We start from the raw sequence: 18,707 nt of genomic DNA on the forward strand, positions 1-18,707 counted from the left end.
CATTACCTCCTGATTATGGGCGCGGCTTTCCGCATTCCGAGCAGAATTTCCCTGTATTTTTTACTCCGCAGGCACAGGTCCAGTCTCCCGAAACCGGTCTTGCACTCCCACAGTTGGAACAAAATCTGCCTGTATTGGATGTTCCGCAGTCACAAACCCAGCCCTGTGCCTGTTCCGGCTTTGCTTTCCCGCAATTTGAGCAGAATTTTCCGCTGTTGGAGGTTCCGCACTGGCAGTTCCAGCTGCTTGCTCCATCGGACAGAGCCTGGGCATTTCCCGTGTCTCCTGTATGAACTGCATTAGGTGTATTTCCTGTATTAGGTGTATTTCCTGCATTAGCGCTTCTGGCTTCCTGGTTCATCTGCATCTGCTGCATATTATTAGCCGAAGCGGTTCCCATAAAATTACCTGCATTCTGCATACCCATGCCCATTCCCATAAATCCGGCCATGCTTCCGTTCGGATTCGATCCGGCTGCTTCCAGACCATGGGCAATGGCTCCCTGGACATATCCTTCCCGGATAGACGGATCTCCCAGCATTGCTCCCTGATTTCTCATGTTAATTAATTTCTGTGATTCTTCATCATAAGAGATACTTGCGATCCCTACTGCCTGAATCTCAATGCCGCGCATTTGGCGCCAGTCTTCATCCAATGTCTGCGCCATATATTTCCCCAGTTCTCTTGCTTTTGATGACACAAAAGAGATGCGGGTGCCATCTGCTGACATCTGGTTAATAGAGGTCTGCAGTGCTTCCAGAAATTCAGAAAGATATTGCTCGTTGATTTCGTCAATTTCTACCTGTCCGCTGTTTCTTGGTACCGCTTCAGCATAAAACAAAAGCGGATCAGTGATTTTAATGGAATACGTTCCATGCGCCCGCAAAAAGAGTTCAGCATTATAGAAATTATCAAAGTAGTTGATGGGGTTTCTGGTACCAAACCGGATTCCCTTAATCTCCTGAAGATTGATATAATATACCTTTTGGGCCGTAGGTGTTACCCCTCCAAATTTAAACCTGGAAAAGGTCTCCCTGACGGCATCTTCCAGCTCTCCGTTAAATAAGGAGGGCATGGAAGAATTATTAACAGTATAATAACCCGGCTCTGCCGTATAATCAATAATTCTGCCGCCATCCACTAACAACATAAACTGATTGTCATACACATGAATCACGGAACCATTTGAAATAGTATCGGAACTGCTTTTCGTGTTAGAACCGGTACGCATCTTTACACCACGGGTCAGAAGCGTCTGGTCTCCCATATCTTCCGGCTCAATTACCTCCAGCCACTGATCTGCCAATGAACTTCCAATTGCTCCTGCTGCTGCTTTAATAATTCCCATATATTGTCCTCCTGTAATTTATCGCGCAATGATGTACTAGAGCATGTTTATTGCACACAAGCGGAGGTATTCCCTCCGCTTATCCACATCCTGCTATTCATTTTCTGCTTCTTTTGCCCCCAGAGCCAGCCATTTCAGGTAACCATTGATAAAAATGTCAATACTTCCATCCATTACACTGTCTACATTTCCTGTTTCCGCACTGGTTCGGTGATCTTTTACCATAGTATATGGCTGCATAACATAGGAACGGATCTGGTTGCCCCAGCCAATTTCCTTTACTTCACCCCGGATATCAGAAACTTTTTCCGCGTTCTCCTGTTGCTTTAATAAATACAGCTTTGCTTTCAACATCTGCATCGCTTTATCTTTATTCATGTGCTGGGAACGTTCATTCTGGCACTGTACCACGATATTGGTTGGAAGATGGGTAATACGGATTGCTGAGGAAGTCTTGTTGATATGCTGACCGCCTGCACCGCTGGAGCGGTATGTGTCAATCCTTAAATCTTCATCCCTGATCTCAATATCGATATCCTCTTCGATATCCGGCATAACATCACAGGATACAAAAGAAGTCTGACGTTTTCCTGCCGCATTAAACGGCGAAATACGAACCAGCCTGTGAACACCTTTTTCTGATTTCAGATAGCCAAATGCATTTTCCCCTTTTACTTCGAAAGTTACGGATTTAATACCGGCTTCTTCACCGTCCAGATAATCCAGGACTTCAACCTGGAACCCTTTCCGGTCTGCCCATCGGCAATACATACGATAAAGCATGCTTGCCCAGTCACAGGACTCTGTACCGCCTGCACCTGCATGGAGTGTCATAATCGCATTGTCACCATCATACTCACCGGACAATAAGGTCTTGATCCGGATATTTTCCAACGAGGCAGTAAAATCTTTCAGTGTTTCTTCTATTTCCGGAATCAGCGAGGCATCATTTTCCTCATATGCCATTTCCAGAAGGGTCTCTATTTCCTCATACTGATCGTTCAGTTTACGGAAAACTTCGATATCTTCCTTTAAACTGCTGAGCGTTTTCATAAATTCCTGAGACTTTTCGGGATTATCCCAAAAGTCAGGTTCTTCCATCTTACGCTCTAATTCCTGAATCCGCTTTTCCTTGTTAGCCAGGTCAAAGTGAATCCCTCACTTCCACTAATGGTTTTTCATACGTACCTAACGTATATTTAAATTGATCTAATTCTACCACAGCTTCACCTTCTCTCAATTATTATTTGATTTATTTACAAAAAGGCCGTTTTATGCAAACGACCCTTTTGGTTCTATATTTATGCTCTTCTGCCGCAGCACTGTTTGTATTTCTTGCCGCTTCCGCATGGACACGGATCGTTGGGATAAACTTTTTCAGAAGTACGTCTTACAGGGCCTTTTACTTCAGAGTCATCTTTGTTCGTTCCGGTTACCTTTGCAACTTCTTCACGTTCAACCTTCTGCTCAATGCGGACATGGTATAACAGGCGGAGTGTATCTTCCTGAATACCTGCTGACATGGTATCAAACATCTCATATCCGCTCATCTTGTATTCAACCAGCGGATCTCTCTGTCCATATGCCTGAAGCCCGATACCCTGACGCAGCTGGTCCATATCATCGATATGATCCATCCACTTACGGTCGATTACTTTCAGAAGAATCACACGCTCCAGTTCACGCAGCTGTTCCGGTTCCGGGAACTCTGCTTCTTTTGTTTCGTAGAGCTTCACTGCTTTTTCTTTCAGATTCTGCTTTAACTGGTTCTTCTTTATTTTTTTGATATCTTCTTTTGTAACAGGCTGTAACGGAATAATAGGATTCAACAGGGAATTGAGTTCATTTAAATCCCATTCTTCATTATCCGCATCATCAGCAATACACATATCAACGGTATTGTCCACAATATCGGTAATCATCTTATAAATGGAGTCCCGCATGCTTTCTCCGTCCAGAACACGTCTTCTCTCCTTGTAAATAATTTCACGCTGCTCGTTATTTACCTGGTCATATTCTAACAGATTCTTACGGATTCCGTAGTTGTTGCTCTCGATCTTCTTCTGGGCTTTTTCAATAGCAGAAGAAAGCATCTTGTGTTCGATCTGCTCATTTTCAGATACACCCAGAGATTTAAATACACTCATCAGACGTTCTGAACCAAACAGACGCATCAGATCATCTTCCAGAGAAATAAAGAATCTGGATTCACCGGGATCTCCCTGACGTCCGGAACGTCCACGCAGCTGGTTATCAATACGTCTGGATTCATGACGTTCCGTACCGATAATCTTTAAACCGCCTGCTGCTTTTGAATCATCATCCAGCTTAATATCCGTACCACGGCCTGCCATGTTGGTTGCAATGGTAACTGCACCATGCACACCTGCCTCTGCAACGATTTCAGCCTCCAATTCATGGAATTTCGCATTCAGGACTTTGTGCTGGATTCCGCGTTTTTTCAGCATACTGCTGATTAGTTCGGAAGTTTCGATGGTTATGGTACCAACCAGTACAGGTTGTCCCTTTGCATGGGCTTCTTCGATAGAATCCACTACTGCATGGAATTTTTCCTTCTTAGTCATATATACGGCATCATCAGCATCTTTACGTGCTACCGGTCTGTTGGTAGGAATCTCGACAACGTCCATTCCATAGATGTCACGGAACTCCTTTTCCTCTGTCAAAGCGGTACCTGTCATACCGGATTTCTTTGTATATTTATTGAAAAAGTTCTGGAAAGTGATCGTAGCAAGGGTCTTGCTTTCTCTCTTTACCTTAACATGTTCTTTTGCTTCAATTGCCTGATGCAGTCCATCGGAATATCTTCTGCCCGGCATGATACGTCCTGTAAATTCATCTACAATCAGTACTTCATCATCTTTTACAACATAATCCTGATCACGGAACATCAGATTGTGTGCACGCAGTGCAAGGTTGATATTGTGCTGAATCTCCAGATTATCCGGATCAGCCAGGTTTTCAATCTGGAAGAATTTTTCTACCTTTTTTACACCATCTTCGGTCAGATTTACAACCTTGTCCTTTTCATTTACGACAAAATCACCGGTCTCAATGATTTCTTCGCCCATGATTGCAGACATCTTCGTTACTTCTCCGCTGGCTTCACCACGTTCCAGCTGACGTGCAAGGATATCGCAGACTTCATATAATTTCGTTGATTTTCCACTCTGTCCGGAAATGATAAGCGGTGTCCTGGCCTCATCAATCAATACGGAATCCACCTCATCGATGATGGCATAATGCAGATCTCTCTGTACCAGCTGTTCCTTATAGATTACCATGTTGTCACGCAGATAATCAAAACCTAATTCGTTATTGGTAACATATGTGATATCACAATTGTATGCATCCCGTCTCTCGTCATTGTCCATAGAGTTTAATACACAGCCTACCTTCAGCCCTAAAAACTCATGTACTTTTCCCATCCACTCAGCATCACGATGTGCCAGATAATCATTAACTGTTACGATATGAACGCCTTTGCCTTCCAATGCATTTAAGTATGCCGGAAGTGTAGAAACCAATGTTTTACCTTCACCGGTTTTCATTTCTGCGATACGTCCCTGATGCAGAATAATACCACCGATAATCTGAACCGGATAATGCTCCATGTCCAGAACACGTTTTCCTGCTTCTCTGACCGTCGCAAACGCTTCGGGGAGAAGGTCGTCCAAAGTCTCTCCATCAGCCAGTCTCTTTTTATATTCTTTCGTCTTATCTCTTAGTTCTTCATCAGACAAAGCCTGCATGGTCGGCCTCAAAGCTTCTACTTTTTTTACGAGAGGTTTGATCATTTTAACCTCTCTCTCACTATGAGTCCCTAATACTTTTTGTATAAGATTCATTTCTATTCACCTATATCCTTCATCTGTGTTCTTATAATCACTAACTATATTAACACCTTTACGCATTTTTCACAATAAAATTTTTTATAAACTTAGGCTTCACAAATCGTTCATAATGCGTTCATAAACAAAAATACCGCATACAGCCTCTGCCATATGCGGTATTTTTATAAATTTTCCTCTTTTATCTGAAACCGATAAATTAAGAAACGCGGTATTTTTCCAGCGCTCCGGTGAGCTTTTCACAAGGCTCGCCGTGGATTTGTAAGTCTACTACATTCCCTACTGCAAGTCCTAAAACACCTAATATAGATTTTGCATCAATTACAATATGTCCTTTTTTCATATCCATATCATATGGGTAATTTGCTATCTGGTTCACAAATTCTAATACTTCATCCGGATTATCAAAGCTTACTTTAATTTCTTTCATGAAATCGATCTCCTTTTCCTCGGTATTTATCCTTTAGCAATATCTGCTTAATTTTATCTTTTGTTAACTTTTTATCATTCTATCTTATTTTTCATGAAAGAAATAGGGGAACTTTTTAAAAAAGGAGGAATTATTTAATCTCAATTTACTATTTATAGGTCTTCCGGTACTCTGCCGGAAGCATCCCGACTTCTTCTTTAAATACCTTGCTCATATACTTTGGGTCTGAATATCCTGCCATTACGGCAATCTGATTTAATTTCAGACCGGATTCCAGCAGCAGTTTCTTGACTTTGTCTATTTTATATCTGCGCAGTGTCTCTGTAAAGGAACTGCCTGTCTCTTTTTTAAACTGACTGCTCAGATATTCCTCTGATACGTTAAGCTTCCGGGCTATCATTTCCAGACTGATTCCCTGGTTATAGTATTCCTGGATCATATTCTGGGTTCTTTGAACCATATATCCTACCTGCTGTCCTTCCAGACTGTCTTGCGGAATCATCTGTTCAAAGACCTGCCTCAGGGCTTCCAGAATATCATCCCAGCAAATGGCATCTAATACTGCCTGCAGTATTTTCTGAACATAGAGTTCTTCGCCTGTGCCTGCAAATTCTTTTGCCGTATTTAAAATTGCCCAGGTAAAACGGATACACCCTTCTTTAATCTCCCGGGGATAATAAATCTCTTCCCTGGAAAGTCTGCTGAATTCCCGCAGACACCGTTCAAATTCTTTTTTATCACGGCGCATAAGTGCATTTTTCACCTGTGTCTCAATGTCCATTGGGTATTTATAGGGATAGGTTAAGATACCCTCTATTATTTCATTACAGATCATGCCCTTATCGATACCCGAAAGATTCCACTCCATATCCTTCCAGATCTGTTTAAATGCATCCGTGAGCCCCGCAATCCCATCGCTTTTTGCCCACCCATAGAGTCCTTTATCACCCAGATTTGCAATGAGCATAGGCACTACTGATTTTGCAAAATATTGCTCTGCCTGTTTTTCCTCTGCCGTGTGGTACACCACAACAATTACAGCGTGGCGGGACTCATTTTCCAATACAACGGATGAAAAATTACTGCAGTGATTCCCTATATCTTTTAACAGGTCTATCAGCAGATCCTGACAGGAATCGTAAGCTGTTCCAAGCCGTATTACAAACAGAAAAATTGGATCAGCCGTATGGAATCCATATTTTTCACTTATGAATTTATCCATTTGATCATCTATTTCTAACTGTCCCAAAATGCCGGACCGGAAAATATGATCCAGGTTCATTACCGGATCCACATGACGCTGTTCTGCCAGAGATTCTTCCACCTGTTTTAGGGCATGTTTCAATTCGGGAATTTTAATGGGTTTTAACAGATAATTTTCGATTCCAAGCTCAATCGCCTGCTTTGCATAATTAAAATCCGAATAAGCCGTAAGTACGATCACCTTACAGTCTACTTTTTCTTTTCTTAACTTTCCCAGCATGGTAAGCCCATCCATATCCGGCATCTTAATATCCATAATTAATAAATCCGGCAGTTCCCTCTTAACCAGCCTTAATCCGTCAATACCATCTGAAGCGGTTCCCGCCAGTTCATAACCCGGGTCAATTTTTTTCAAAATCTTTCCCAGGCCTTCGCGGATCGGTGCCTCATCTTCCACGATTACGATTCTCATCTTCATCCTCCTCTGCTGCTGGTATAAAGAGATGTACTTTCGTATATTTGTTTGGTTTACTTTCAAAATAAATATTTGCTTCCCCTGGATAATACAACTGCAGTCGTTTTCTGACATTAACAATTCCCAGATGATCATCCATATCAGCCATTTCATTATTCAGAAGAGCCAGCGTCTCCAAAGAAAGCCCTCTTCCGTTGTCTTCGATAACAATATGAATCTGGCCATCCGCATCTTCTATCCTGATTTTCAGGATACATTCCCCAACTTTGTTTTTAAATGCATATTTAATGGCATTTTCTACAAAGGGCTGTAAAAGCAGTTTGTGTATCTTGTACCGCCTGATATGATCCGGTGCTTCAATCACCGTCTTCAACGGCTTTCCAAGCTTGGCACTTTGCAGCAGCATATATTGTTCCAGCCAGTATAGCTCACGCTGTATATTTGTTTCACCACCTGCATTCTTTACTGCATATCTGAGAATATCCGCCAGGGCTCCTACCATATCGCTAATCTCATATTCTTCCCTCTCTATTGCCTTCCAGTTAATGGTATCCAGGGTGTTATAGAGAAAATGGGGATCTATTTGTGCTTCCAGAGCGTACAACTCGGCATTCTTCTGTTCCAATACCGCCTGCTTCACCTGGCTGATCAGCTCATCAATCTTTTCCATCAGTTCGTTGAAACCAAGGGCTATCCGCTGTACTTCCCGTGTCATATCATCCTCTACCGGAATACGAACCATAAAATCGCCTTTTTCTGCCTCATTCATAACTCCGACTATTTTATCCACCGACTTAATTACCGGACGTGTAAAATAATAGGTCAATAACGCCAGTATGACGATAGTGCCCAGAGTCACAATAATCCAGAAACTTCCCTGCTCCAGGACCGCTCTTTTATAACGCTGCAGCGATTGAAAATAATAAATGCTCCATCCGCTTTTTTCATTTATTCTTTCCGTTACGCGGTAACCTTTTGTATTCAGCTCTGATATCTCTTTTCCGATTAGAGATTTATCCGGTGCACTGATCACCTTATCATCCTGGCATATATAGATACGGTTATCCTCACCGTTATAGACACTGTCTTCCAGTACTTTTTCATCGATGCTTAATGTGATCGTTCCGATCTCTTTATGAATATCGCGGTAATCCACGATTTTTCTTACCACCTGGAAGATCGCTACTTCTTTTTCTCCTATGATAACCGGCTGATCGGGAGCCTGATATATCATCGTACCCTGGAATGAGGGAATTTGTAACGTATTCATCCAGCTGCTGTTGGCAGAAGAAGAGGAGTTGTGGTCATAGAAAATCTTTTTTCCATTTTTTAGAACCAGCAGCACACCCTCCATCCCAGTATTCCGATTGCTGGTATGGCTTAAATAACGCCGGAACTGGCTGCTGTTCACAGTCAGGTCATCCTGGTCTTCATTGAGCTTCTCTGCCGTCTCCACTACCTCATCATCCGTACAAAGGTCATAGAGGATGGTTTCATATTTATCCAATATCATATCCAGACACTGGTCTGCCTTGTTCAAGCCTCCCTGAATCCGGTCGTCCAGACTCTGTTTCATATTGATTCTCATACGTATCTGGGACAGTACGGCAAACATGGTAATGGACAACAGGGATGCCAGTAAAAAGGCCGGAATCAGCTTTTCTCTTAAGCTTTTTGTCTTTTTCATGCTTATACCTCCTGCATATCACAGGTATGCCTGCGATACTGCCTTAATAAGTAGTTTGAAAGCTTACCCTTCCCTGATTTTGCGTACTTCATTAGCCGCCTCACTGAGGATTTCTTCGTTTTTCTTTTCACCAATGATACTCTCGCGCATTGCATCTGCTACTATTCTTGATATCTTTGGCCACTCCACCGATACTTCCCGGTATCTTGCAGATTTAAAAATATCAATGAATTTATGCTTTATGGGATCATCTTTAAACTGGGTATCCATGACATCCTGCCTTGGTGCCAGCAGACCAAAACCATCCATATAATCTGTCATACGTTCTTTATCGGCTATATAATTTAAAAATACAATCGCCTGATCCTGCTTCTTTCCTTTCGTGACGGCAAATACTTCACCGCCTGCTACCGTTACCGGCCCGGTATCAGACGGCAGGCAGGCAACATCGAATTCCATGTCCGGGTTTCGCTCTCTTAGATCATCAATGATGCCGGAAGACTGAAACACCATGGCTATGTTCTCATCCGCAAATTGGTTCATAAGGTCATTCATAGTCAGGTTAATGCAGTCTCTGCTCATCGCCTTAGATGAGGTAAGCTTTGTTAGCAGGTCAAATGCTTTCTTTCCGGCAGGGGAATCCAGCTGATCCACATCTGCGCCCATTCCCCAGAGTATAGGCAGAAATTCATATAAACTCTGTTCACTCTGCAGGGCAGACAATGCTGTACCATATGCTGTACCATATTTATTCTTCCCGGTAGTTGCAGCTGCCGCTTCGTAAAATGCATCCCAGGTTTTCGGCACCTCCACACCTGCTTCACGAAAGATTTTTTTATTATAAAATAATGCCGGACAGTTTACCCCGAATGGCTGTCCGTAAATCCGGTCTCCCACTTTGCAGGGTTCCATGGCTACCGGCAGATAATTCTGTAATTCCCCCACCCTATCCGTAAGATCTACAAAGGGCTGCATTGCATAGAAATATTGAAAATCAGAAGAATCTACCAGCGCCAGATCCGGCATATTATTGTCAGCCATACTAAGCGCCAGCTGCTTTTTAAAGTCTTCACTTGGCACAAATTGAAGTTCTACTTCAATTTCATCCTGGGAGACATTAAACTCCTCCACCAGATTGTCCAGCTGTTTCTTATTCTGTTTTACATCCCAGTAGTGCCAAAGTACTATTTGTGTTTTTAACGGCTTTTGCGGGATCTCTTCCTTTATGCATCCCGCTGCGGCAGTACTGATAGCAAATGCCAGGATCGAAACTGCAATACATTTCCACTTTTTCAACTTTACAACTCCTTAAAATACATCAAAATGAAAATACACCCAGGCTGTCTGCCCAGATGTATTTTCCTCTACTCTTTGCAAAATACATACTAGAATTCCGGTTCAATTAATCCGTATGTATTTCCTTTTCTCTTGTAAACTACATTCACTTCATCTGATTCTGCATTACAGAATACAAAGAAATTGTGTCCCAGAAGTTCCATTTGCACACATGCATCTTCCGGATACATTGGCTTAATTCCGAAGTGTTTTGTACGGATAATCTTTACTTCATCATCGTCATCTACTTCTTTTTCTATAAATTCTTTACGGAAATTTGCGCCGCCCTGATGCTTTTCAACGATCTTATTTTTGTATTTTCTTAATTGTCTTTCAATGACTTCTTCAACAAGGTCAATGGATACATACATATCATTGCTGACCTGTTCTGAGCGGATAATATTTCCTTTTACCGGAATAGTAACCTCTATTTTTTGTCTTTCTTTTTCTACACTTAAGGTTACGATAATCTCAGTTTCAGGAGTAAAATATCTTTCCAGCTTTCCAAGTTTGTCTGTAACAGCATTTCTAAGACCTTCTGTTACCTCAATATTTTTTCCACTAATCGTATAACGCATGATGTCCAACTCCTTTTCATTTATATTTTGCCCTCCGGAATCCTTTCGGAGCTCCCTGGCAACCCGGTAATCTCTGCTCATAAATATACCGGTTATAACAGGTTTTGATGCTTGTCCTGTCCTATGAAACAATTATACCACATTTTACGTTTTTTACAATCCAATTTATTCGATTTCAATTATTTTTCACACAATTTTACAACTTCCCGGTACGGCATCGGTCCTCCAAAAAGGTCCAGGGCGCTTCCAATGGTTACGTCCAGCCTTCCCTTCCCATGCAGCCGCAGATTCTCCAAATCTGCAAAGCTGCCTATTCCTCCGGCATAAGTAACCGGTATCCCGTTCCAGGAGCCCAGCATGTCAGCCAGTGCCGTCTCTATGCCATTTGCTTTTCCTTCTACGTCAACTGCATGAACCAGAAATTCATCACAATATCCCGCCAATTCATCCAATACCCCGTGGGATAATACAAGATCTGTAAACTTCTGCCAGCGGTCCGTAACTATATAATACTTGTCATCTTTTCTTCTGCAGCTCAAGTCCAGTACCAGATGCTCCCTGCCCACTGCGTTTACCATTTTTTTCAGATTCCCATAGTCCAATACTCCGTCTTTAAAGACATAACTGGTGACAATTACATGGGACGCTCCTGCATCTAAGTAGGAAGCCGCATTATCATCCCTGATTCCTCCGCCCACCTGCAGTCCAAGAGGATATGCCCCAAGTGCCCGAAAAGCCTGTTCCCTGGTTGCCTCATAATAGGGTGAAGATGATGGATTTAATAAAATAATATGCCCGCCTTTGATTTTGTCCTTTTTATAGAAACTGGCATAATATGCACCATCCTGTTCTGATACAAAGTTTTCTGCCGCCTGGTCCATTTCATCTTTTAAAGTTCCTCCAACAATCTGTTTCACTTTCCCATTATGTATATCAATACATGGTCGAAACCTCATTCCTGCCACGCTCCTTTTTCTATAGAATCATAAATATAACCTAAATTCTAGCACATCTTTTCCATTTTGTGTGTTATAATTATGAAAAATGGACCATAATTTATATATCGGCTTTTTCATGTGCTGTGGGAGGTAGTTTATGGGTAAAACTTCAAAAAAACAAGAACTCAAACGTTTGGCGTTTATTATAATCGCTTCTATTATAATGGCTGCCAATATTAAAACTTTCGTCCGTGCAGGAGGCCTATATCCCGGCGGATTTAACGGACTCACTCTTCTAATCCAGAAAATCGGACAGGTTTATTTTTCTATCGGCCTTCCTTTTTCCGTGATTAACTTTGCATTAAATGCAATTGTAATTATAATCAGTTACCGATTTCTGGGGAAGAAATTCACCTTTTATACTTGCCTTATGGTAGGCCTGACCGGAATTCTGACTGATATTATACCGGGCATCCCCATTACCTCTGATATTCTGCTGATTGCAGTCTTTGGCGGCATCATCAACGGACTTGCCATGAGCCTCTGCCTTATGGGAGCCGGTAGTGGAGGCGGGACTGACATTATTGCCATTATGCTGTCAGAAAAGTATCATATGGAAACCTGGAATTATATTTTTATCAGCAATGTAATTATGCTTATGGTAGCAGGATATTTGTTTGGATGGAATCAGGCTTTGTATTCCATTATTTTTCAGTTTGCATCCACTCAGATCGTCAGCCAGCTTCACTTGCGCTATAAGAAACATACGCTATTTATCGTGACTTCTCATCCCGGCGAGATCTATAATGAAATACTGGCATGTACCAATCATGGTGCAACCATATTTACCGGAACTGGCTGTTATGAACAGGAACAGCGCAGCATGGTATATTCAGTGGTATCCAGTGATGAAGTCAAAGAGGTAATGCTGAAAATCAGGCAGGTAGATGAAAAAGCTTTTATTAATATAATTAAAACGGATCAATTGAACGGGCGTTTTTACCAACGGCCCACTGACTGATTTCATAGTAAAGTAAAGGGAGCTATCTTATGCAGCCGCATGAAGCTCCCTTTTACATTGTACACTGATTAACGGTTTGTTTCTGTATGATTTGTATTTCCAGTCAGGTCGTCTCCAAGATCTTCTACACCCTGTTTAACGTCCTGGCCAATTTTTTCTACAACGCCTTCTGTTCCATTTGTACCATCTGTAACGTCATTGTTCATGTTATTGGTACCCATCTCAGTAGCACTTTTATTATCAGTGCCTGCATTGGTGTTTGCTTCAGTTCTTCTCTCTGTTGTTGTACTTTCAGTAGTAGTCTTCGTATTTTCTGTTGTTTTGTTGTCATTTTTGCTTCCACATGCTGTCATAGCGCACATACAGAGTACGAGTAATGCGCCAGCTAAACATTTCTTAAACTGTTTCATAATATTTCTCCTTTTCGGTTTATTATAGAATAAGATTTCTCTTCGGAAATAATATGTGTAGATTTTACAATTTTATTCATCCTGGAAATCAATTCTTTTTCGGAATAACCTTCGGAACAACTGTTTTCCATTAAACGGAAATAACGGATACAGATAACTTCTTCCGGCTACTGTTTTATTGGTAGCCACAACCAGAATCGTAACAATAATTCCGATTATAAATCCATATATATTAAACAGCGCCGTTAGAATCAACATAATAATACGCATGAATTTAAATGCATATCCCAGTTCATAACTTGCCTGGGTATAATTGGCTATTGCCACAAATGCCATATACAGCATGGTTTCTGAATTGAACCAACCGGATTTTACTGCAAACTCACCTACTACGAGAGCCGCAATAACACTAAGCGGCGTAGTAAGCATATTTGGCGTATTAATCGCCGCCAGCCTCAGGCCGTCAATTGCAAATTCCAAAATTAACAGCTGGGCTAAAAGAGGAATATTCATCGTATCCGTTACTTTTATAAACTCAAACGATTTTGGTATCCATTCCGGATTCTGCATCAGCAGCAGCCAGAGAGGCGTTAATATCAGGGTCAAAAATGCTATCATTCCTCTGGTTACCCGAAGATACGTTCCGGTAATGGGCGGGAAGTAAAAATCATCTGCTTCTTCCATAATATCAAAAATGGAAACCGGAAGAATGATTGCTGCCGGTGAATTATCCACAAGTATTGCGACCTGGCCTTCTAAAATACTTGCAGCCGTTGTATCCGGACGTTCCGTGTACTTGAATTTCGGAAATGGATTGTACCACTTTCTTGGATAGATACACTCGGCCAGACTTTCCTGATTCATAGTCAGAGCATCTACCTTTACGCTTTGAATCCGTTCCTTTAATTCTCTTACAAATTCTTTATCCGCCCGGTCATCCATATAACAAAGGACGACATCGGATTTGGACGTTGTGCCTACATTTAACATTTCCATGGACAGCTTTGGGCTTCTGATACGGCGCCTGATCAGTGCGGTATTGAAAACGACAGTCTCTACAAAACCATCCCTGGATCCTCTTAGTACCTTGTCTTTATCAGGCTCTCCTACGCTTCTCATAGGATAAGTACGGCAATCTATCGCAAAGCATTTGGAATAGCCGTCAATAAACAGGCAAAGGACGCCGGAAAGAATATTTTTTGCAATCTCTTCCCGGTCATCCAGCATGTCAACTTCCACATAGGGGATATAGTCATGAGACAGGTCTTCACTGTCCTCCGGAAGATCCTCCGGCGTAATGGAATGAAAGAATTCCAGTATTTTTTCCATGATCTCATCTTTTATAAATCCATCTATAAAATAGATACATGCTCCCCGGTCCGCCACTGCAGTCATTTTGTAGATGATATCGAAATTTTTATCTACTTTTAGTTTTTGATGGAAATACTCCATGTTCTCAATTAAATCTGTTGATATCGTTTTCTCCATTTTTAACCACCCTGTATCTTTCACCTTTACAATGCACATTGCAGTCAGGTTTGCAAATCGCACATATTAGTGTGAAAGCGTTTTTCTTTCATGCTTTCTCTATTTTAAACATTTACTTATCTATGAATAGACTTTCCCAAAATTAGCAAAATTATGTTATACTGTTTTTAAAAATATAAAATGGAGTGGTGAAAATGGAATTTTTACGTTTACTGGAAGGCATACGGTCGCCTGCACTAAATACCGTGTTTCAATTTTTTACTTTTTTTGGCCAGGAAATGCTGGTTCTTGCTATTATCTGCATATTATACTGGTGTCTGGATAAGAAACTGGCATATAAGATTGCGCTATCATTCTTTGCCGCCGGCATGCTGCTGCAAAATCTGAAGATTACCTTCCGCATCCCAAGGCCCTGGGTTCTGGATCCGGATTTTCAAGCTGTTCCCTCTGCCGTACCGGCTGCAACCGGATATTCCTTTCCCAGCGGCCATACACAGAGTGCAACTTCACTATTTATGACACTTGCGCTATCCCTAAAGCAGAAATCTCTGAAGATCATCTGTGTGGTCATCTTCCTGCTGGTGGGTTTTTCAAGAATGTACCTGGGTGTCCATACACCCAAAGATGTATTGACAGCAATGGCTATGGCTATTATTATTTCTCTTTTAATAAATAAATTATTTGGTAAACTTGAGAATACTCCAAAGTCTAATCTGATACTCAGTATCATCCTTGCCGGATTCTCCGTTCTATCTATGATTTATGCCCTGGTATTGCTGAATAACGGAACCATTAATGAGATCTATGCCGCAGACTGCTGCAAAGCTGCCGGTTCCGGACTGGGCTTTGCTATCGGATGGTACCTGGAACGTACTTATATTAATTTCGAGACAAATACAGCGGTTTCAAAGCAGGCTGCTAAATTTATCCTGGGTATTACTTCCTCCCTGTTGTTAAAAGGAGTCTTAAAAGCCCTCTTGGGCGGCAGCATTCCGGCTGAAATGCTTCAGTATTTTATTCTTGTGCTTTGGGTAATCGCTGCCTATCCTTTTATCTTCCAGCGAGTGAGATTTCTCGGAGGCGAAAAATAAAAATCAGGATAAAAATAACCGCTTAGAGGAAATACTTTCCCTCTAAACGGTTATTTTTTATCCTGCAGCTCTTTCTTGAAAAGTAAAACCGCTTATCTCACATCTCCCATATAAAACAGTGCCAGTGTACCCGGACCGGAATGGGCTCCAATAGTAGGACCTACCGGATTAATCAAAAATGCTTTAATACCAAATTTTTCTTCTATCAGAGATTTTACGTACTCAGCATCTTCGATGCAGTCACCATGGCTGATAAATACGATGTCGTTTTTATCACGGTAGCTGCCGATTTGTTTTTCCATATTTTCTACCAGCGCTGCAAGGGATTTCTTTCGTCCTCTCACTTTGGCAACCGGTATCAGATGTCCTTCGTTATCTACGTGCAGCACCGGCTTCAGATGTATCATAGTTCCAAGAACTGCGGCTGCCTTTGAAACTCTGCCCCCTCTGTACAGGTGGAATAAATCATCTACCGTAAAATTGTGAACCACGTTTAACTTATGATCCTCCAGCCATTTCACCAGTTCTTCATACTCCATGCCCTGTTCCTTTAACTGGAGCGCCTTATGTACCAGAAGCCCCTCTCCTAATGAAGCACAGAGGGAATCAATGACCGCAATTTTCCTGTCCGGCATTTCCTCACGTAATTCTTCTGCTGCAATCCTGGCACTGTTATAGCTGCCGCTCAGACCGCTGGAGAAGGCGATATGAATAATATCTTTGCCATCATCCAGAAATTCCCGGAGTTCTTCTTTTGCTTCTTCCGGATTGACCTGGGAAGTAGTCGGCATAGAACCTGCCCGCATCTTTTTATAGAATTCCTTATAGGGCAGTTCGTGTTTCCTGTTATAAGTTTCGCCATCTATCATATAAGTCAAAGAAAGCATGCCTAAGCCATGCTCCTGGATATATGCCTCAGGTAAATCCGTGGTATTATCCGTCGTAATAATGTAATCTCTCATCTGCTTTCCTCCCACTAAAACTTTTTTTCATCATAACACTAATTGGGGTTTTATGCAAGAGCGTAAGAAAACACATAATTTATTCCAAAATTTATTGCATAAAGTGTCCCACAAGTTAATAGAATGTAGAAAAGTAATCATCGAGGGGGACTATGGATGGGTTCAAAGACAAAGATAGTAGTATTTAAAATGCGGGAACTGATTTACACAGGAATTTTTGTAACGCTGGGGATAATCCTGATCATACTCTTCATTTTTATGTTCACACCCAGAGACAAGGAAAAAGCCAAAGATGACCAACCAACACAAACGACTGCTGCTATGAAATATGTCGCCGGAGTCTATACCACTCCAATCACCCTGAATGACAATGCCATTGACGTCGAAGTCGTGGTGGACCAGGATCATATCAACTCTATCCGTTTGGTGAATTTAAGCGACACAGTAACGACGATGTATCCCCTTGTGCAGCCGGCACTTGAGGAAATCGCATCTCAGATATATGATACGCAGTCTACCGATGGCATTACATATTCTCAGGACAGTAAATATACTTCCCAGATATTGCTGGATGCCATTGACAGTGCTCTGGAAACAGCGCAGGTAAAAACGGAGGAAGAGTAATTAGGAGAAAACCGGGTATCTCTCTAAAAGCAGGTCTGCTTTTACTTTGAGATACCCGGTTTTCTTTTGTTATCTGACGCTGTTATTTATTATGATTATGTATTATAGAACTTCATTATTTTGTTACCGTTACGGTGCACTTTAATAATTTCCCGTCTACCCTCACTGTGATTTTGGAACTACCGGCTGAATTTCCTGTGACAACACCCTTGTCGGTAACCGTAGCAATCTTTCTCTTGGATGTATTCCATTTCTTTTTGGAATTGCTGCCTTTTACGATTATTCGCTTTGACTCTCCAACTTTTAAGTTCAATCTGGTTGGTGTCATCCTGGGATCAACAATTTTTATTCTGCATTTATCATTTGACCCATTTGCTTTTGCAGTTATGGTAACCCATCCTGCCCTGCGGGCCACTACTTTACCATTTCTATAAACCTTAGCCACCTTTGAGTTGGAGGTTATCCATTTAACAGTGGAACCGCCGGCTTTGGAAGTTTTAAACAGGAATGTGGTACCAACCGCCATTTTCGTTGTTTTTCTCTTTATCTTGATATCTGGCTTCGGCTTAGGTGTTGGTGTTGGAGACGGATCCGGAGTGGATGGTACAACAGGTGCAGGATCAGCACTTCCTCCGCCCTGATACGGGCATACTCCGTTGGGATGCAGATGTGCGGGATTACCTCCGCAGTGGTAATGGTAATACCCCAATCCGCTTACATTGTTGTTGTCACGATGACCGCCATTGCCATCGGTTCTGCCGGAATGGGCAAATGCTGCGTTTGAAAAACAAAGCGCCAGACATAACGCTAAACATAGAATACGTCTGATTTTCTTCATAACTGCTCTTCCTCCCTTGTACTTTATCGTATCATTTGTGATGGCATTATGATAACATATTTTTACCTGAATTACCAGAGCATTTTCCAAACCCTATTAGAAACGAAAATTCTATTTTTTCAGAATCAGTACCACCGGCTTAGCCGGTGGTTTGTTTTCCGCCCTATAAGGGCTCGTTTCCGGTACTGGAGTCTAAAGACTCATCGAAAGGTTCGCCAGCCGCAACGTCAGTTACCTGCTAAGCCCCTTGGGCTTATTTCTTTTTGCTTTTGTTTACTGGCTCACCCGTAAACGGGTCAATATACTCCTTCAAAGACATTTGATCATATTCCAAATCTTCCTTTAGTTGATTCCGAATATACTCTTCTATTTTTTTTGCATTTTTTCCTACTGTATCTACATAGTAT

The 18,707-nt window shown here is 41.7% G+C and carries 16 protein-coding genes and 1 pseudogene; 3 read left to right on the plus strand and 14 right to left on the minus strand.

Annotated elements, in window-relative coordinates; genetic code table 11:
- Positions 1-13: 13 nt before the first annotated feature.
- The 9 genes from QR40_RS28805 to hisA form a co-directional block, all read right to left on the minus strand.
- The gene (locus QR40_RS28805) at positions 14-1,348 is read right to left on the minus strand and encodes an SPFH domain-containing protein (protein WP_044297858.1); all 1,335 of its coding nucleotides are present in this window, start codon (positions 1,346-1,348) and stop codon (positions 14-16) included.
- A gap of 93 nt (positions 1,349-1,441) precedes the next feature.
- A protein-coding gene (gene prfB / locus QR40_RS28810; RefSeq protein WP_138003499.1) for a peptide chain release factor 2 occupies positions 1,442-2,570 on the minus strand; the annotation gives its coding sequence in 2 pieces (ribosomal slippage) (positions 1,442-2,494 and positions 2,496-2,570; 1,128 coding nt in all).
- A 79-nt stretch (positions 2,571-2,649) separates the two neighbouring features.
- A complete protein-coding gene (secA, locus tag QR40_RS28815) occupies positions 2,650-5,217 on the minus strand; it encodes a preprotein translocase subunit SecA (protein ID WP_027296407.1) in 2,568 nt (855 codons plus the stop codon).
- Positions 5,218-5,419: 202 nt separating this feature from the next.
- On the minus strand, positions 5,420-5,650 hold the full coding sequence (locus QR40_RS28820; RefSeq protein WP_027296406.1) for an HPr family phosphocarrier protein: 231 nt from the start codon (positions 5,648-5,650) through the stop codon (positions 5,420-5,422).
- 148 nt (positions 5,651-5,798) lie between these two features.
- The gene (locus tag QR40_RS28825) at positions 5,799-7,325 is read right to left on the minus strand and encodes a response regulator transcription factor (protein ID WP_044297859.1); all 1,527 of its coding nucleotides are present in this window, start codon (positions 7,323-7,325) and stop codon (positions 5,799-5,801) included.
- The gene (locus QR40_RS28830; RefSeq protein ID WP_044297860.1) at positions 7,300-9,015 is read right to left on the minus strand and encodes a sensor histidine kinase; all 1,716 of its coding nucleotides are present in this window, start codon (positions 9,013-9,015) and stop codon (positions 7,300-7,302) included. The genes QR40_RS28825 and QR40_RS28830 overlap by 26 nt, the downstream gene beginning before the upstream one ends.
- A gap of 63 nt (positions 9,016-9,078) precedes the next feature.
- On the minus strand, positions 9,079-10,311 hold the full coding sequence (locus tag QR40_RS28835; RefSeq protein WP_044297861.1) for an ABC transporter substrate-binding protein: 1,233 nt from the start codon (positions 10,309-10,311) through the stop codon (positions 9,079-9,081).
- 89 nt (positions 10,312-10,400) lie between these two features.
- Positions 10,401-10,928: a ribosome hibernation-promoting factor, HPF/YfiA family gene (gene hpf / locus QR40_RS28840; protein ID WP_044297866.1), complete on the minus strand. Its 528-nt coding sequence runs from the start codon at positions 10,926-10,928 to the stop codon at positions 10,401-10,403.
- Positions 10,929-11,107: 179 nt separating this feature from the next.
- Positions 11,108-11,884, minus strand: coding sequence for a phosphoribosylformimino-5-aminoimidazole carboxamide ribotide isomerase (gene hisA, locus QR40_RS28845; RefSeq protein WP_044297862.1), 777 nt, complete (start codon positions 11,882-11,884; stop codon positions 11,108-11,110).
- Positions 11,885-12,023: 139 nt separating this feature from the next.
- Between hisA and QR40_RS28850 the strand changes: the two genes are divergently transcribed.
- Positions 12,024-12,887, plus strand: a complete 864-nt coding sequence (locus QR40_RS28850) for a YitT family protein (protein ID WP_027296400.1) — start codon at positions 12,024-12,026, stop codon at positions 12,885-12,887.
- Positions 12,888-12,955: 68 nt separating this feature from the next.
- Here the strand turns inward: QR40_RS28850 and QR40_RS28855 are convergent, their stop codons facing one another.
- Together QR40_RS28855 and QR40_RS28860 are read right to left on the minus strand one after the other, a co-directional pair.
- Positions 12,956-13,297: a hypothetical protein gene (locus tag QR40_RS28855; RefSeq protein WP_044289716.1), complete on the minus strand. Its 342-nt coding sequence runs from the start codon at positions 13,295-13,297 to the stop codon at positions 12,956-12,958.
- A gap of 72 nt (positions 13,298-13,369) precedes the next feature.
- Positions 13,370-14,785, minus strand: a complete 1,416-nt coding sequence (locus QR40_RS28860; protein WP_027296399.1) for a spore germination protein — start codon at positions 14,783-14,785, stop codon at positions 13,370-13,372.
- A gap of 194 nt (positions 14,786-14,979) precedes the next feature.
- Here QR40_RS28860 and QR40_RS28865 point away from each other — a divergent pair, with 194 nt between their 5' ends.
- Positions 14,980-15,876, plus strand: a complete 897-nt coding sequence (locus tag QR40_RS28865) for a phosphatase PAP2 family protein (RefSeq protein ID WP_044297863.1) — start codon at positions 14,980-14,982, stop codon at positions 15,874-15,876.
- Positions 15,877-15,968: 92 nt separating this feature from the next.
- On the opposite strand, the gene QR40_RS28870 is transcribed toward QR40_RS28865, so the two are convergent.
- Positions 15,969-16,838, minus strand: a complete 870-nt coding sequence (locus QR40_RS28870) for a DegV family protein (protein WP_027296397.1) — start codon at positions 16,836-16,838, stop codon at positions 15,969-15,971.
- A gap of 156 nt (positions 16,839-16,994) precedes the next feature.
- Here QR40_RS28870 and QR40_RS28875 point away from each other — a divergent pair, with 156 nt between their 5' ends.
- Entirely contained in the window at positions 16,995-17,462 is a 468-nt protein-coding gene (locus tag QR40_RS28875) for a hypothetical protein (protein WP_027296396.1), read from the plus strand.
- 115 nt (positions 17,463-17,577) lie between these two features.
- Here QR40_RS28875 and QR40_RS28880 read toward each other — a convergent pair whose 3' ends face one another.
- Positions 17,578-18,300, minus strand: coding sequence for an Ig-like domain-containing protein (locus QR40_RS28880; protein WP_052431115.1), 723 nt, complete (start codon positions 18,298-18,300; stop codon positions 17,578-17,580).
- A gap of 253 nt (positions 18,301-18,553) precedes the next feature.
- Positions 18,554-18,707: pseudogene (locus tag QR40_RS28885) on the minus strand (IS200/IS605 family transposase); the annotation flags it as partial.

It is taken from the genome of Robinsoniella peoriensis (assembly GCF_000797495.1).
Taxonomy (GTDB): Bacteria; Bacillota; Clostridia; order Lachnospirales; family Lachnospiraceae; genus Robinsoniella; species Robinsoniella peoriensis.

What these genes read in the sequence shown, in the direction of transcription:
- QR40_RS28805 (WP_044297858.1), bottom strand. Translation starts at nt 1,348, where the DNA reads ATGGGAATTATTAAAGCAGCAGCAGGAGCAATTGGAAGTTCATTGGCA.
- secA (WP_027296407.1), bottom strand. Translation starts at nt 5,217, where the DNA reads ATGAATCTTATACAAAAAGTATTAGGGACTCATAGTGAGAGAGAGGTT.
- QR40_RS28820 (WP_027296406.1), bottom strand. Translation starts at nt 5,650, where the DNA reads ATGAAAGAAATTAAAGTAAGCTTTGATAATCCGGATGAAGTATTAGAA.
- QR40_RS28825 (WP_044297859.1), bottom strand. Translation starts at nt 7,325, where the DNA reads ATGAGAATCGTAATCGTGGAAGATGAGGCACCGATCCGCGAAGGCCTG.
- QR40_RS28830 (WP_044297860.1), bottom strand. Translation starts at nt 9,015, where the DNA reads ATGAAAAAGACAAAAAGCTTAAGAGAAAAGCTGATTCCGGCCTTTTTA.
- hpf (WP_044297866.1), bottom strand. Translation starts at nt 10,928, where the DNA reads ATGCGTTATACGATTAGTGGAAAAAATATTGAGGTAACAGAAGGTCTT.
- hisA (WP_044297862.1), bottom strand. Translation starts at nt 11,884, where the DNA reads ATGAGGTTTCGACCATGTATTGATATACATAATGGGAAAGTGAAACAG.
- QR40_RS28850 (WP_027296400.1), top strand. Translation starts at nt 12,024, where the DNA reads ATGGGTAAAACTTCAAAAAAACAAGAACTCAAACGTTTGGCGTTTATT.
- QR40_RS28855 (WP_044289716.1), bottom strand. Translation starts at nt 13,297, where the DNA reads ATGAAACAGTTTAAGAAATGTTTAGCTGGCGCATTACTCGTACTCTGT.
- QR40_RS28860 (WP_027296399.1), bottom strand. Translation starts at nt 14,785, where the DNA reads ATGGAGAAAACGATATCAACAGATTTAATTGAGAACATGGAGTATTTC.
- QR40_RS28865 (WP_044297863.1), top strand. Translation starts at nt 14,980, where the DNA reads ATGGAATTTTTACGTTTACTGGAAGGCATACGGTCGCCTGCACTAAAT.
- QR40_RS28870 (WP_027296397.1), bottom strand. Translation starts at nt 16,838, where the DNA reads ATGAGAGATTACATTATTACGACGGATAATACCACGGATTTACCTGAG.
- QR40_RS28875 (WP_027296396.1), top strand. Translation starts at nt 16,995, where the DNA reads ATGGGTTCAAAGACAAAGATAGTAGTATTTAAAATGCGGGAACTGATT.
- QR40_RS28880 (WP_052431115.1), bottom strand. Translation starts at nt 18,300, where the DNA reads ATGAAGAAAATCAGACGTATTCTATGTTTAGCGTTATGTCTGGCGCTT.